Here is a 13,313-nt window from a genome sequence, read left to right as displayed (position 1 = left end):
GGGCAGGGGCGGCGGCGGGGGTGGAGGAGCCTTGCGGAACAGGCCCATGATCCGCTTGCGGGCGAGCAGCGCGACGATGCCGGTCGCGACACCGGCAGCGACGCCGGGCCGTTCGCGGACGATGGCGACGCCTTCTTCCGCCTTGTCGCGCAGGTCGTCGGCGACGCCCGAGGCGATGGTGGCGGGTGACAGGCGATGCTTCGCCTCGGCAAGGCTGGCCTTCAGCCGGGCGCGCTTGACGAGGACGTCGGCCTGCGCGGCGGCGAGCGAGGGCGGGATCAATGCTTGTCTCCCAGCGGTGCGGTGACCCGCTTGAGGCCGGACAGCGCCATCTTGGCCAGCAGGCCGGCGATGGCCAGCGCGACGACGACGACCAGCAACGTCGCCCAGCCCGGCCCCATGACCGGCCGAAGCGACAGGATCGCGCCGACGAGCAGCGCGGTTACCGCCGACAGCGCGATGACCACCGCGCCCGCCGCCAGCCCGGCGGCGATGCCGGCCTGCGACCCGCGCGTGCTGGCGACCGTCTTCCACAACGTCACCTCCGCCTGGGCATAGGCCTTGGCATCGTCGACGACGCGGGTGACGACCGTTCCCAGTCCCTCGTCCCCCATGATCGGGCTCAGCCCTTGGTCGACGGGGTGGTGTCGGTATCGACGCCGGCCTTCACGATGCGCGCCAGCACGAAGCCGAGCGCGGCGGCGGTGCCGATCGCGATCGCCGGGCTCTTGCGCACGAAGTCGCTGGCATCGGCGAGCAGGTCCTCGACCTCCTTGCCGCGCAGGCCGTCCGAAAAGCCCGAAATCGCCTTCGCGGCCGAGCGGGCGTACTGGCCATACTGTTCACCGAGCTTTTCATCGACGGTGCCGGCGGCGTCTTCCATCAGCTTCGAGAATTCGTCGAGCGCGCCGGTGGCGCGTGCCTTGCCTTCATCGGCGAGGCTGCGCGCCTTGTCGGTCGCCTTGGCCGACAGCTTCGACGCTTCATCCTTCAGCGTCTGCTTGGCGCCGCCGACGGTGTCGGTCGTGGTGGTGGTGCTGCCCGTCACGGGTGACAGGTCGGTGTCGAGCACGACGCTGTTGTCGCTGGTCGTCGGCGAGATACCGGTCCGATTAAAGTCGGTCATAACGAATCCTTTCGTCGTTTCGGTAGGAAAACCATGTCGCGGTGCGGCGGTTCCGTGGTCCGCAGAGGATTTGCGGGCAGCGGGCCGAATGGATAGAGGGGCCGCGACCAAGCCGCTTCGCGCGACAATAGAAGGAGTCGTTACGTGACCGCAATCATCCAGGTGCATGGCCGCCAGATCCTCGACAGCCGCGGCAACCCGACCGTCGAGGTCGATGTGCTGTTGGAGGACGGCAGCTTCGGCCGGGCCGCGGTCCCGTCGGGCGCGTCGACCGGCGCGCACGAAGCCGTCGAGAAGCGTGATGGCGACAAGTCGGTCTATCTGGGCAAGGGCGTGCTGGCCGCGGTCGAGGCGGTGAACGGCGACATCGCCGAAGCCGTGCTGGGCATGGATGCCGAGGACCAGAGCGACATCGACGAGGCGATGATCCAGCTGGACGGCACCGACAACAAGGGTCGTCTGGGCGCGAACGCGATCCTGGGCGTCAGCCTGGCGGTGGCGAAGGCGGCGGCGGATGCGCGCGGGCTGCCGCTGTATCGCTATGTCGGCGGCGTGTCGGCGCATCTGTTGCCGGTGCCGATGATGAACATCATCAATGGCGGCGAACATGCCGACAACCCGATCGATTTCCAGGAATTCATGGTGATGCCGGTCGGTGCCGCGAGCATCGCCGAAGCGGTCCGCTGCGGTTCGGAAATCTTTCACACGCTGAAGAAGGGCCTGTCGGAAAAGGGCCTTGCCACCTCGGTCGGCGACGAGGGCGGCTTCGCGCCGGCGCTGAACAGCACGATCGACGCGCTCGACTTCATCATGGCGAGCATCGAGCGTGCCGGGTACAAGCCGGGCGAGGACGTCATGCTGGCGCTCGACTGCGCCGCGACCGAATTTTTCAAGGGCGGCCGCTATGAGATGGTCGGCGAGGGCAAGTCGCTCTCCCCTCACGAAATGGCCGATTACCTTGCCGATCTTGCGGCGCGTTATCCGATCCTGTCGATCGAGGACGGCATGTCGGAAGACGATTTCGAAGGCTGGAAGGCGCTTACCGACAAGATCGGCGACAAGGTGCAGCTGGTCGGCGACGATCTGTTCGTGACCAATCCAAAGCGGCTGGCGATGGGTCTGGAGCAGGGCCTTGCCAACTCGCTGCTGGTGAAGGTCAACCAGATCGGCACGCTGACCGAGACGCTGGAGGCGGTGAACCTGGCGCATCGCAACCGCTACACCGCCGTCATGTCGCACCGTTCGGGCGAGACCGAGGACTCGACCATCGCCGACCTGGCGGTCGCGACCAACTGCGGCCAGATCAAGACCGGCTCGCTCGCGCGGTCGGACCGGCTTGCCAAGTACAACCAGCTGATCCGGATCGAGGAAGAGCTGGCCGGCGCGGCGCGCTATGCGGGGCGTTCGATCCTGCGCTAATCGGCAGCCTGTGGGGAAGGGGGCGTCGGTGCGAGCCGGCGCCCCATTTTCATGGCCGATCGATCGGAGCGCTTTCCGGTTGCGACTGAAAGGTCACGCGATAGGTTGTCGGCATGCGCATGCCTCTTGTCCTTGCCGCGATGGTCGGCGGTCTGACGGTCGCCGTCCCCACGATGGCTCGTCCGGCTGAGGAATGCCGCATCCCGGACGGATGGGCGCAGGTGGTGCGCAGCGATCCGCGCTACGTCGTGTTTGGCGAAATTCATGGCACGCAGCAGTCGCCGGCGTTCATCGGCAATCTCGCCTGCGCGCTGGCGATGCGCGGTGAACGGGCGCTGGTCGCGGTGGAGCTGGGATCCATCCACGACGCCGCGTTGCAGGTAGCGTGGCTGGTGCCCCATAAGCAGTTTCCGGCGGCATTGGTCAAGAATGGCTGGGCCGGACAGAATGACGGCGTCGGCAGCGTCGCGATGCGCGACATGCTCGTGCGGCTCCATGCGCTGAAAGATGCCGGCCGACCGATCGCAGTGGTCGCGTTCAACGGCGCCCGCGATGCGACACAACGGACGAAATTCGCCGATCAGCCGGGGCAGGGGCCGCACGAAGCGGCGCAGGCCGAGAATATCCGCAACGCTGCCAATGCCGGACGCTATGACCGCGTGCTGGTACTGGTCGGCAATCTTCACGCGCGCAAGCAGCCGGTCGAACGGCAGGCGGCGACATTCCGTCCGATGGCAATGCAACTCGCTCCCGCTGGGACGGTCGTCTCGCTCGATATGGCGACGGCGGGCGGGGCGTCCTGGAGCTGCCAGCTGCGCGAAGGCATAAAGCCGTCGCCCGGGACGCCGCTGACGCGGGAGATGATGGACTGTGCGGGCCATCCGCTGCGGGGCGATGCGACGATCGACCGCGCGCCGTTCATCACGCTCCAGCCGTTGCCGGGCGCGACGCGCGACCCGGGCTATGACGGCAGCTACTGGCTCGGACCGGTCAGCGCCTCGCCGCCCGCCGTGGCGGGTGACTGACGGCGATCCTAGTCGATATCGCCCGGGTCCCAGAACAGCCCGAGCGTGACCAGCGCGGCGATGGCGGTGCGACGTTCGGCCGGGGCGCGGGGCAGGACCAGTCGCCGGCTTCCGGTGCCGTTGGTTTCGATCGCGCCGACCGCCTGTCCGGCGGCGTTCGACACGATGTAGCCGATCGGCTGTTCGGCCGGATGGCGCACGCCGGTCATCGCGTGGCGGGATTCGACGGTCAGTTCGGTGCCGTCGAGATCGACCGTGCCCAGCCGGGGTTCGGCGAGCGTCGGGCCGACCGGCAGCACGCCCGACAGGTCCATGCCGCCCGCGTCGCGCCCGTCGAAGCGATAGGCGCAGGCGAGGCGCAGCGGGCGGGCGGGTTCGCTGACGCTCAGCGGGCCGCTGCGTTGCTGGACCTCCATCCGGCCATAGCGGCAGCGGCCCTCGATCCGGCCACCAACCTCCGTGCCCGACACGTCGAAGCGGAGCGTGCCGGTGCGTTCGATCACAGCCTGCGTCACCTCACCCCACGGATCGTCGCCCCATTCACGGGTCGCGCCGAGTGCGCGCCGCCGCACATGGCCCTCCGCGGTGCCGAGGCGGAAGCTGCCGTCCTGCCAGCCGGGGATACCGGTCAGGCCGATGCGTTCGCCCTGCGGCGCGATCGTGTCGAACCCTTCCATCGTCGCCAGCGTGCATCCGCCGAGCAACAGCGCCGCCAAGCCGATCCCGATCCGCATGTTTCCCCTCCCTGTCGTTCCCTGTGCGCAACGATCGGCGACGCAAGGTGGCTGGACGCTGAACGGGTCGTGGTTAACCGGTTCGTAGCTTCGATACCGCTAGGCGGGTGGGGATGACCGATCCGAGCGACCGCGATCCGCTTTTCCCGCCGGCCGAAGGGTGGCGGTACTGTGTCGTCCGCGCGGCCGTGGTTGCCGTCGCCTTGGCGCTGGCGATCTTCGGGCTGTTCCAATGGATGGCGATGGCCAGCCTGAGCGTCGACCGGAACAGCTTGGTGCAGCCGGTCGTGGCGGCCTTTGCCCATGGGGCGCTGGATGCCGATGCAAGCTGGCTGCATGGCAATACCGAGATCGGATCGCATCAATATAATGACTGCCTGATCCTGTTTCAGGCGATGGACGACCGGGCACCGGCACGGTTGCGCGCGATCAGTCCGTTATCGGTGCCGGTCGACACCGACAATAGCTGCGCGACGTTGCAGGGGTTTGCCGAAGGACGGGTCGAGCCGCCGCGGCGTTTCTATCACCAGTATCTGCATGGCCATACGACGCTGGCGCGGTGGCTGGTCCCGGAGCTGGGGGTGGCGGGGCTGCGCGGGCTGTACAAATTGCTGGCGACGCTGCTGGTTTTGGCGGGGATTGGCTACGCGCTGATGGGGCTGGCCGGCGGTGCGCGGGCGGCGGGGGCATGGCTGGCGATCTTCGTGGTGTTCGCACGCTGGTTCGGGTTGGAGTCGTTCGGGCAGTCGCTGGGCCATGGGCCGGCGGACTTGGTATTCCTCGCCTTCCTGCTGTTCCTGGCGCGCGGATCGGCGGAGCGGCCGCTGGGCGCGCGAGCGGTCGCGGTCGGGGCGGCGGTGTTCGGCGCGCTGACCGTCCAGTTCGAGTTTCTGACCGGGGGACTGCCGCTGGGCCTCGCCATCGTGCTCGGCGCGGTGCCGCTGGCGTTGCCGGAGCGTGAAGGAAGCCCGCGAGCCTGGATCGACGCGGTGGTCGCCTATGGCATGGCGGCGGTCACGACGATGGTCGCCAAGCTGGTGCTGGTCGCTATGGCCTTTCCGGCCGGGGCGTTCGGCGCCATCGAGCATCAGCTGCTGTTCCGGGTCGGGCTGGAACAGGCATCTCGGCGCGATACGGCGGTCGGCGCCGCGGAGTTCGTCACGCACCTCTGGGCCGGGCTGGAAGGGATGGCATCGGGCATGCACCTTCTGGTGCTCGGGTCGCTGCTGATCGCACTGGTCGCGGGCGGCTGGGGCTATCGGCAGTTGCGGTTGTCGGCGGAGGCGGGGGAGAGGTTCCGCGCGGGCGCGCTGGCCGCGTCGCTGCTGGTGCCGCCGCTGTGGCTGGTTCTGTTCTGGCAGCACAGCGCGGAACATGCATGGTTCATGGACCGCATCCTGAGCTGGGACATCGCCGGCGGCATGGCGCTGTTCGCGCTGGCGTTGCGGCGCGCGCGCGCTGCCTAGAACAGTCGTCCGCCGTCCGGGACGCGCTGGTCGGGGGCGAACAGGACGACCGCGCCGGCTTCGTCCGGGAAGCCGAGCGTCAGCACCTCGGACACGAACTTGCCGATCTGGCGCGGTGGGAAATTGACCACCGCGGCGACCTGTCGTCCGATCAGCCGTTCACAGTCATAATGTTCGGTGATCTGGGCGCTCGATTTCTTCCGGCCGATCACCGGCCCGAAATCGATCAGCAGCTTGATCGCCGGCTTGCGGGCTTCGGGATAGGGTTCGGCCGACAGGATGGTGCCGACGCGGATGTCGACCTTCAGGAACGTGTCGAAATCGGTCGGGTCGGTCAGCTTGGCGGGATCGTGGAGAAGGTGCATATCGGCTCGGTTCGCTGTACATACGGCTTGCGTGGAAACGGGCTATACACGACATACGCGCGATGCCGCGACCCTCGCCCCTTCGCCAGATGCTCAAGCGTGCCGGATGGCCGGCGCTGGTGATCCTCGTGATGGGATTCTTCGCCTATCACGCGGTATTGGGGCCGAACGGGGTGCTGGCCTATCGCGATTATCAGCGCAAGCTGACCGTGCGGAAGGCGCAATATGCCTGTCTGGAAAAGGTGCGCGCCGACCTGCGCAACCGGGTCGAGCTGCTCGATCCGCGCCATGCCGATCCCGACATGGTCGACGAACTGGTCCGGCGGAAGCTGAACGTCGCCCATCCGGACGAGTTCATCGTGCCGATCACGGGCGAGCAGGCGGCGCGGACCCGGTGCGGAATCCGGCTGGACGACTGATTTCCGCAGCGTAAGCGGCGCCCCGTCGGTTGCGCGGGGGGATAAATCGCGTCATAGGCGGCGCTCCTAACCCAATCCTTTCAGGAACGAGGCATCCGAACCGTGGCAAAAGCACCGGCGCAAGGCCGCACCAGCGAACCCGTCATTCCCAATCGCGAACGGCCGGGGGAGCCAAAGCGGTACGAAGCGTCGAAAGAGGAACTGCTTTCCTTCTACAAGGAAATGCTGCTGATCCGTCGTTTCGAGGAGAAGGCGGGGCAATTGTACGGCCTTGGCCTGATCGGTGGTTTCTGCCACCTGTATATCGGCCAGGAAGCCGTCGCCGTCGGGCTGCAGTCGGCGCTCGAATCCGGCAAGGATTCGGTCATCACCGGCTATCGCGACCATGGCCACATGCTCGCCTATGGCATCGATCCCAAGGTCATCATGGCCGAACTGACCGGGCGTGAAGCCGGCATCAGCCGCGGCAAGGGCGGGTCGATGCACATGTTCTCGACCGAGCATAAATTCTATGGCGGCCACGGCATCGTCGGTGCGCAGGTGTCGCTGGGCGCGGGTCTCGCGTTCGGGCACAAGTACAGCAACGACGGCGGCGTCTGCATGGCCTATTTCGGCGATGGCGCCGCGAACCAGGGCCAGGTGTACGAATCGTTCAACATGGCCGAGCTGTGGAAGCTCCCGATCATCTTCGTGATCGAGAACAACCAGTATGCCATGGGCACCAGCGTCAACCGCGCATCGTCGGAAGACCAGCTGTACAAGCGCGGCGAAAGCTTCCGCATTCCGGGCATCCAGGTCGACGGCATGGACGTGCTGGCGTGCCGCGGCGCTGCCGAAACGGCGCTCGAATGGGTGCGCGCGGGCAAGGGGCCGATCATCCTCGAGATGAAGACCTATCGCTATCGCGGCCACTCGATGTCCGACCCGGCCAAGTATCGCAGCCGCGACGAAGTGCAGGCGGTCCGCGACAAGTCCGACCCGATCGAAGGGCTGAAGCGCGAGTTGCAAGCCGCCGGCGTCACCGAAGCCGATCTGAAGACGATCGAGCAGGACATCCGCAAGGTCGTCAACGAAGCCGCCGACTTTGCCGAAAGCGCGCCCGAGCCGAACCCGGAAGAACTGTACACCGACGTGCTGGTGGAGACCTACTGAGATGCCGATCGAACTGAAGATGCCGGCGCTGTCGCCCACGATGGAAGAAGGCACGCTGGCCAAGTGGCTCGTCAAGGAAGGCGACACGGTCAAGTCGGGCGACATCATGGCCGAGATCGAGACCGACAAGGCGACGATGGAATTCGAAGCCGTCGATGAGGGCACGATCGCCAAGATCGTGGTCGCCGAAGGCACCGACAATGTGAAGGTCGGCGCGGTCATCGCGATCCTGGCGGCCGAAGGCGAGGATGTCGACGCGGCCAAGTCGGCGCAGCCGACCGAGGCACGCGCGGGCGACGCCGCCGTTGCCACGCCCAAGGCCGACGAGAAGAACGACGACAAGGCGCCGCCGACGCCGGAAGGCACGTCGCAGCAGCACGCCGAGACCGGCGCGCGCCAGCTGTTCGACGCCGCCGACCAGGAAGGCGAGACCGCTCCCGAGATCCCAGAAGGGACCGAGATGGTCAAGACCACGGTCCGCGACGCGCTGCGCGACGCGATGGCCGAGGAAATGCGTGCCGACGACCGCGTGTTCGTGATGGGCGAGGAAGTCGCCGAATATCAGGGCGCGTACAAGGTCACGCAGGGTCTGCTCGCCGAATTCGGCGACCGTCGCGTCATCGACACGCCGATCACCGAGTACGGCTTTGCCGGCATCGGCACCGGTGCGGCGATGGGCGGCCTGCGCCCGGTCATCGAATTCATGACGTTCAACTTCGCCATGCAGGCGATCGACCACATCATCAATTCGGCGGCCAAGACCAACTATATGTCGGGCGGCCAGATGCGCTGCCCGATCGTGTTCCGCGGGCCCAACGGTGCGGCGAGCCGCGTGGGGGCCCAGCACTCGCAGAACTACGGCCCGTGGTACGCCAGCGTTCCCGGCCTGATCGTGATCGCGCCCTATGACGCGGCCGATGCGAAGGGGCTGCTGAAGGCCGCGATCCGCTCGACCGACCCGGTCGTCTTTCTAGAAAACGAACTGATGTACGGCCGTTCGTTCGACGTGCCCAAGCTCGACGATTTCGTCCTGCCGATCGGCAAGGCGCGGATCATGAAGCCGGGCAAGGACGTGACGATCGTCAGCTATTCGATCGGCGTGGGCCTCGCGCTCGAAGCCGCCGAGAAGCTGGCCGGCGAGGGCATCGACGCCGAAGTGATCGACCTGCGCACGCTGCGCCCGCTCGACACCAAGACGGTGCTGAAGTCGCTGAAGAAGACCAACCGCCTGGTCGTGGTCGAGGAAGGTTGGCCGACCTGCTCGATCGCGTCGGAAATCGCCGCGGTGGTGATGGAGCAGGGCTTCGACGACCTCGACGCCCCGGTGCTGCGCGTCACCAACGAAGACGTGCCGCTGCCCTATGCCGCCAACCTCGAAAAGCTGGCGCTGATCACCAGCGACAAGGTGGTCGAGGCGGTGAAGAAGGTCACCTACAAGTAATCGGCAATTGCGCCGGGCGATGGGTCCGGCGGTCGTCCCGATGCGGAACGGGCTCCCTTCGCGAGGAAGGGAGCCCGTTTTCGTTGATCCGCTTGGCGAAGCGGCGCCGGTCAGGTGGTGTAGCGGTCGCAGGTCATGCGTTCGTCGGCGCGGGGCGCTGGATCGGTGACCCCTACCGCCAGTTCGCGATTGTCGCGAACGATGTAGGACGCGGTCTGCTGCAACTTCCGGCTGCCGAGGAAGTAGGGCGAGATCAGCGGCTGATAGTCGTAATTGATCTCGACGAAGATCACCGCCGCACCTTCCGGTGCGGTGACCGGCTGGGCCGGGTTGCCCATGCCATAGAACGACGTCCCCGCCGCGCCCCCGTCTCCCTCGCGGCCGTAGCTGGAGTCATAGCCCGCGCCGCGCTTCAGTCCGACGCACCGTTGCCAGTGAATCCATTGCGTGCCGTTCTTCGTCTCCAGGCTGGAGATGGTCACGCGGCCGTTGGTGGTCAGCCGGAAATTCTCGGTCTGCCGGCGCAGCCCTTCGATCACCTCGTTCACGTCGACTTCGCGAAGCTGCTGCGTCGCCATGGTGGTGTCGACACCGACGCGCGAAATATTGTCGGACAGGGTGAGCGTTGCCTGGCTAAGGCGCAGTTGCTGCAAGCCGAAGTTGGACAGTTCGACCGCGTACAGCCCGATCGGCAGTATCACCGGCAGCGACAGGGCGAATTCCATCAGCGCGACGCCGCGACGGTCGCGCCGCCACGCATCGAGCCAGTTTCGGTAGCGTATCATCCGCACCTCGTTTCCGGCGCATCGGCCGCTTGCGAGCCATAGGGCTGGTTCTTCAAACGCGTGCTGGCGCTGATTTCCTGCGTTGTAGGCAGGCCCATGAAGCCGGTCAGGGGGAACAACCGGGGGTAGGTGACGGTCATCGTATAGACGGTGATGTCGTTGGCGCCGCCCTGGCCGCTATTGCCCGGATCGGTGTCCCAGCGATTGTTGTTGTTGATGTCGCTGTAGCATTCGCCAGGGTCATATTGGTTGTTGTGGTTGGCGTCGTCGAACGGCTCGGCGCTGATGTTCGAATAGCTGCGATAGAATTTGCGGCTGCTGGACCAGGTCAGGTTGTTCGCGACGGCACGCATCTGGCGGATGACGGCTTCGTCCAGCGCGGCGGTGGCGGTCGTGGAGGAATTGCCTTCCAACGTTCCGCGACGGCCTGCTGCCTGCACTGCACCGGTCAGGATCGACTGGGCATAGGCGCGGTAGCACAGGTCGAACAGGCCCATCAGCAACAGCAGCATTACCGGCGCCACCAGCGCGAATTCGACGATCGTCACTCCGCGCTGGTCTCGCGCGAACCGCCTCACCGCGACACTCGCAGCTTGGCGATCTGCGCCGCGATGTTGCTGAATGCGGTATTGAGCTGCGCGGTATTCGCCGCCTGAAACGCCCGGCCGCCGGCGGCGCATTGTTCCAGCATCGGGCTGAGGGTCGTGCCGAACGCGATGACCCAGACGGTGATATTCTTGCGGCGCGCGACGTCGCACAACGCGCTCAGACGGTTGGCCACGATGTTGTTCTGTTGCGTATCCGTCGGCATGCCGTTGGTGCGACGCTGGTCGAGCGCGGACAGGCCGTACGCCTCGTAGATCTGCCGCCCGGTATCGGTCTGACCATCCGTCATGAAGATCAGGTGGCGGGAAATTTGGCTTCCGTTCGACGCAGCCGCATTCTCACTCGCGAATAGGCCAGTCGGCGATATGAGGCGAAGACCCCACAAAAATCCGATATCGTGGTACGTGCCGCCGCCAACCTGCAGTTGCTTCACATAGCTAACGAGGTTTCCGCGGTTTGTAACTTGCAGCTTCATGGCCGGACTGGGGCAATAGGCCAGCCGGTTACCGTTGACATTATAGTCGCCGATATTTTGGTAATTCGAACTGGTTCTAACCATTTGGGTTTGCCAGTTGTTTATGTCGTATCGTGCGTACACCAGGAAAGGCAGCCACGGTTTCCACTGTGTTGCCGGATCAGTTGTCGGGACCATGTCGACATCAAGGTCGTAGGCTGCAGCCGGAATCGTCGGGTAAGTGTCCTGCTTAACCGTCTGGCGTTCTTCAATGCACCCCGATGAGGAATTCCAGGAGATATCACGGAATGTGTGATTATTGCCAACTTGCACGCTGATCGTGCCACCACTGACTGTGGGACCACTGCCTTTCAATGGCCTGACGTCATACCTAACCGGCTGATATTTCCAGATGTAGTTTGTCGTTGTGGTGGTGGTCGTTTTCCCCTTGTTCGGGTTCGGTTTGCGGTAGTCGGTCCGCGTCTGGACTGTGTTGCTGAACCAGTCTTCCGTAATCGTACAGATGCCGTTCGACAGCGATGCGGAAAACTTGCTGCCGGTAATCGTCCATCGACTGAACTGGGACTGCCGGCCGTCTGCCGGTCCGGTCCAGTTTCCGTACTCAATCGGCGTCTCTTTATAAGTGTCTCCCGGTCGGACGCAGCTTTCGGCCGGTTGACGCGATATGCGTCGGCCGGTGTCACCGCTTTCCTTCGTCCATCCGGACCAGCCATCCCATACGTACGGATTGTTGTCAGTCGACGTCGAACTGGAATTCGAGGTGCCATCGGGAATTCGTGATTGGTAGGTCCATTCATCAACGACCCATTCGGGTTTCAGCAACATGCCGACATTGACGTTGGAAGAGTAGGGAACAGCACCGTAGCGGACTTGGGTGCCGGTCTTCTTGGCCGATTCCACCGTGTCGTAGAAATTGACGACGGCGTTGCGCAGGCCGGTGATCTTGTTCGTGCTGTCGCCCGGATTAGTGTCCGCCATCGACCCGGTCGTGTCGAGAACGAACATGATGTCGAGGTTCGGGATTTCCAGCTTCGCTTCGCAAGTGACCGAAATGTTGACCGGCGCAAAACCGGCCATTCGCATCAACGTCATCGGCACGGTGGTGCTGGCCGTGCCCGCAACCTGATTCTCGATCGTGCGCACGGGCACGAAGGACGGGGACTGGGACCCCATCATCCCGGCCCTGAAATTGTTGGCGAAGAACGCATGCGCCTGCTGTTGAGCGTTGGTGTCGAAATCGGTGCCGTTCATGAACTTGCGGCCGGCGAGCACACCCGCGTCGCACGCCTGCTGGAGGCGCACCTTCACATAATAGACGCGGGCCGTGTCGATCGCCGATCCGGCCAAGCCGACGAGCGGGATCAGCGAGATCGCCATCATCGCCAGCGTATTGCCGCGGCGATCGCGAGCAAGGCGGCCGAGAATGCCTCCCGCCCGTACCTTGTCCTGCTCGCCTGCCGATCCGCCCATGCCCCGCCCAGTCCATCTGCCATGGCGCGGAGTCGCACCCCGCGCATTTCACAGGCTTTCATGCCCGAGTGGGGTTGACGGATGTTTAATAGGCAGGCTGATCGCCGCGATGCACCATGATCCCGAACGCGACCTCGCCCTCGCCTATGCCCCCGATGACGGCCGCCGTGCCGCGCTGTCCGCGCTGCTGGCGCTGGATGCGGCGATGGGCGATGTCATCCGCTCGACGACGCAGCCAGCGCTGGGGCAGATCCGCCTGGCATGGTGGCGCGAGCAGTTGGCGAAGCTCGACTCCGCCCCGCCGCCGGCGATGCCGGTGTTGGAAGCGCTGGCTGCCGACGTGCTGCCACGCGGCGTGACCGGAGTCGATCTGTCGAGGATCGTCGACGGCTGGGATGTGTTGATCGAGGAAGAGGCGCTGGACGACGACGCTCTCGACCGGTTCGGGGCGGGGCGGGGCGGTGTCCTGTTCGCGGCTGCGACCAGGGTGCTGGGCGGTGACCGCGCGGCGGCCGAGCGACTCGGGCGGGGATGGGCGTTGTTCGACCTGGCGCGGCACCAGAGCGATGCGGCGACCGCTGCGAGGGCGGATCGGCTGGCGGGTGCGGCGCTGGCCGGATCGCTGCGCGGGGCGGCGCGTCCGTTGGGGATGCTGGCACTGTCCGCACGGCTGGAACTCGCAGGGGTGCCGCAGGGCGGCCCGAAGCGCGCCGCGCGGCTGATGTGGTTCGGGCTTGCCGGACGGTGATCGCTGGCGTGTAACGGGGTGAACTTCGGGGGAGCGGGCGATGTGGCGATTCTTGGCGGGGGTGGGGTCGGCGCTGGCGCTG

At 65.7% G+C, this 13,313-nt stretch carries 15 protein-coding genes; 7 read left to right on the top strand and 8 right to left on the bottom strand.

Annotated features, from left to right (window positions below; translation table 11 throughout):
* From CA237_RS18355 to CA237_RS18345, 3 genes are all read right to left on the bottom strand, one after another.
* Positions 1-282 (bottom strand): hypothetical protein (locus CA237_RS18355; protein ID WP_126015165.1); only part of this gene is annotated, 282 nt, incomplete at its 3' end.
* On the bottom strand, positions 279-614 hold the full coding sequence (locus CA237_RS18350) for a phage holin family protein (RefSeq protein WP_066687376.1): 336 nt from the start codon (positions 612-614) through the stop codon (positions 279-281). The genes CA237_RS18350 and CA237_RS18355, both read right to left, overlap by 4 nt.
* Positions 615-622: 8 nt before the next feature.
* Positions 623-1,126: a hypothetical protein gene (locus tag CA237_RS18345; protein ID WP_126015163.1), complete on the bottom strand. Its 504-nt coding sequence runs from the start codon at positions 1,124-1,126 to the stop codon at positions 623-625.
* A 144-nt stretch (positions 1,127-1,270) separates the two neighbouring features.
* On the opposite strand from CA237_RS18345, the gene eno reads away from it, so the two are divergent.
* Both eno and CA237_RS18335 read left to right on the top strand, forming a co-directional pair.
* Positions 1,271-2,545, top strand: a complete 1,275-nt coding sequence (gene eno / locus CA237_RS18340; RefSeq protein WP_126015161.1) for a phosphopyruvate hydratase — start codon at positions 1,271-1,273, stop codon at positions 2,543-2,545.
* Positions 2,546-2,658: 113 nt separating this feature from the next.
* The gene (locus tag CA237_RS18335; protein WP_066687384.1) at positions 2,659-3,570 is read left to right on the top strand and encodes a hypothetical protein; all 912 of its coding nucleotides are present in this window, start codon (positions 2,659-2,661) and stop codon (positions 3,568-3,570) included.
* 8 nt (positions 3,571-3,578) lie between these two features.
* Here CA237_RS18335 and CA237_RS18330 read toward each other — a convergent pair whose 3' ends face one another.
* Positions 3,579-4,304, bottom strand: coding sequence for a hypothetical protein (locus tag CA237_RS18330; RefSeq protein WP_066687386.1), 726 nt, complete (start codon positions 4,302-4,304; stop codon positions 3,579-3,581).
* Positions 4,305-4,417: 113 nt separating this feature from the next.
* On the opposite strand from CA237_RS18330, the gene CA237_RS18325 reads away from it, so the two are divergent.
* A complete protein-coding gene (locus CA237_RS18325; protein WP_066687389.1) occupies positions 4,418-5,770 on the top strand; it encodes a hypothetical protein in 1,353 nt (450 codons plus the stop codon).
* Here CA237_RS18325 and CA237_RS18320 read toward each other — a convergent pair.
* Positions 5,767-6,135 carry a tRNA-binding protein gene (locus CA237_RS18320; protein ID WP_066687391.1) on the bottom strand — a complete coding sequence of 123 codons (369 nt, stop codon included), beginning with the start codon at positions 6,133-6,135 and terminating at the stop codon, positions 5,767-5,769. The two genes, CA237_RS18325 and CA237_RS18320, sit on opposite strands and share 4 nt — an antisense overlap.
* Positions 6,136-6,197: 62 nt before the next feature.
* Here CA237_RS18320 and CA237_RS18315 point away from each other — a divergent pair, with 62 nt between their 5' ends.
* The 3 genes from CA237_RS18315 (at position 6,198) to CA237_RS18305 (ending at position 9,147) form a co-directional block, all read left to right on the top strand.
* The gene (locus tag CA237_RS18315; protein ID WP_066687393.1) at positions 6,198-6,554 is read left to right on the top strand and encodes a septum formation initiator family protein; all 357 of its coding nucleotides are present in this window, start codon (positions 6,198-6,200) and stop codon (positions 6,552-6,554) included.
* Between the two features lie 102 nt (positions 6,555-6,656).
* A complete protein-coding gene (pdhA, locus tag CA237_RS18310; RefSeq protein ID WP_126015159.1) occupies positions 6,657-7,706 on the top strand; it encodes a pyruvate dehydrogenase (acetyl-transferring) E1 component subunit alpha in 1,050 nt (349 codons plus the stop codon).
* A 1-nt stretch (position 7,707) separates the two neighbouring features.
* Positions 7,708-9,147, top strand: a complete 1,440-nt coding sequence (locus tag CA237_RS18305) for a pyruvate dehydrogenase complex E1 component subunit beta (RefSeq protein ID WP_066687404.1) — start codon at positions 7,708-7,710, stop codon at positions 9,145-9,147.
* A gap of 110 nt (positions 9,148-9,257) precedes the next feature.
* Here CA237_RS18305 and CA237_RS18300 read toward each other — a convergent pair whose 3' ends face one another.
* Genes CA237_RS18300 through CA237_RS18290 form a run of 3 tightly spaced genes read right to left on the bottom strand, consistent with a single transcriptional unit; the run spans position 9,258 to position 12,483 of the window.
* Positions 9,258-9,932 carry a TadE/TadG family type IV pilus assembly protein gene (locus tag CA237_RS18300; RefSeq protein WP_126015157.1) on the bottom strand — a complete coding sequence of 225 codons (675 nt, stop codon included), beginning with the start codon at positions 9,930-9,932 and terminating at the stop codon, positions 9,258-9,260.
* On the bottom strand, positions 9,929-10,480 hold the full coding sequence (locus CA237_RS18295; protein ID WP_066687410.1) for a TadE/TadG family type IV pilus assembly protein: 552 nt from the start codon (positions 10,478-10,480) through the stop codon (positions 9,929-9,931). The genes CA237_RS18300 and CA237_RS18295 overlap by 4 nt, the downstream gene beginning before the upstream one ends.
* Before the next feature lie 26 nt (positions 10,481-10,506).
* Positions 10,507-12,483, bottom strand: coding sequence for a TadE/TadG family type IV pilus assembly protein (locus CA237_RS18290; RefSeq protein ID WP_066687416.1), 1,977 nt, complete (start codon positions 12,481-12,483; stop codon positions 10,507-10,509).
* A 109-nt stretch (positions 12,484-12,592) separates the two neighbouring features.
* On the opposite strand from CA237_RS18290, the gene CA237_RS18285 reads away from it, so the two are divergent.
* The gene (locus CA237_RS18285) at positions 12,593-13,231 is read left to right on the top strand and encodes a squalene/phytoene synthase family protein (protein ID WP_126015155.1); all 639 of its coding nucleotides are present in this window, start codon (positions 12,593-12,595) and stop codon (positions 13,229-13,231) included.
* Positions 13,232-13,313: the final 82 nt, after the last annotated feature.

The sequence above is a fragment of the Sphingomonas sp. ABOLH genome (genome assembly GCF_003951715.1).
Taxonomy (GTDB): domain Bacteria; phylum Pseudomonadota; class Alphaproteobacteria; order Sphingomonadales; family Sphingomonadaceae; genus Sphingomonas; species Sphingomonas hankookensis_A.
The sequence above is the reverse complement of the archived record's forward strand: the minus strand, read 5'-3'. Positions and strand labels throughout refer to the sequence as shown.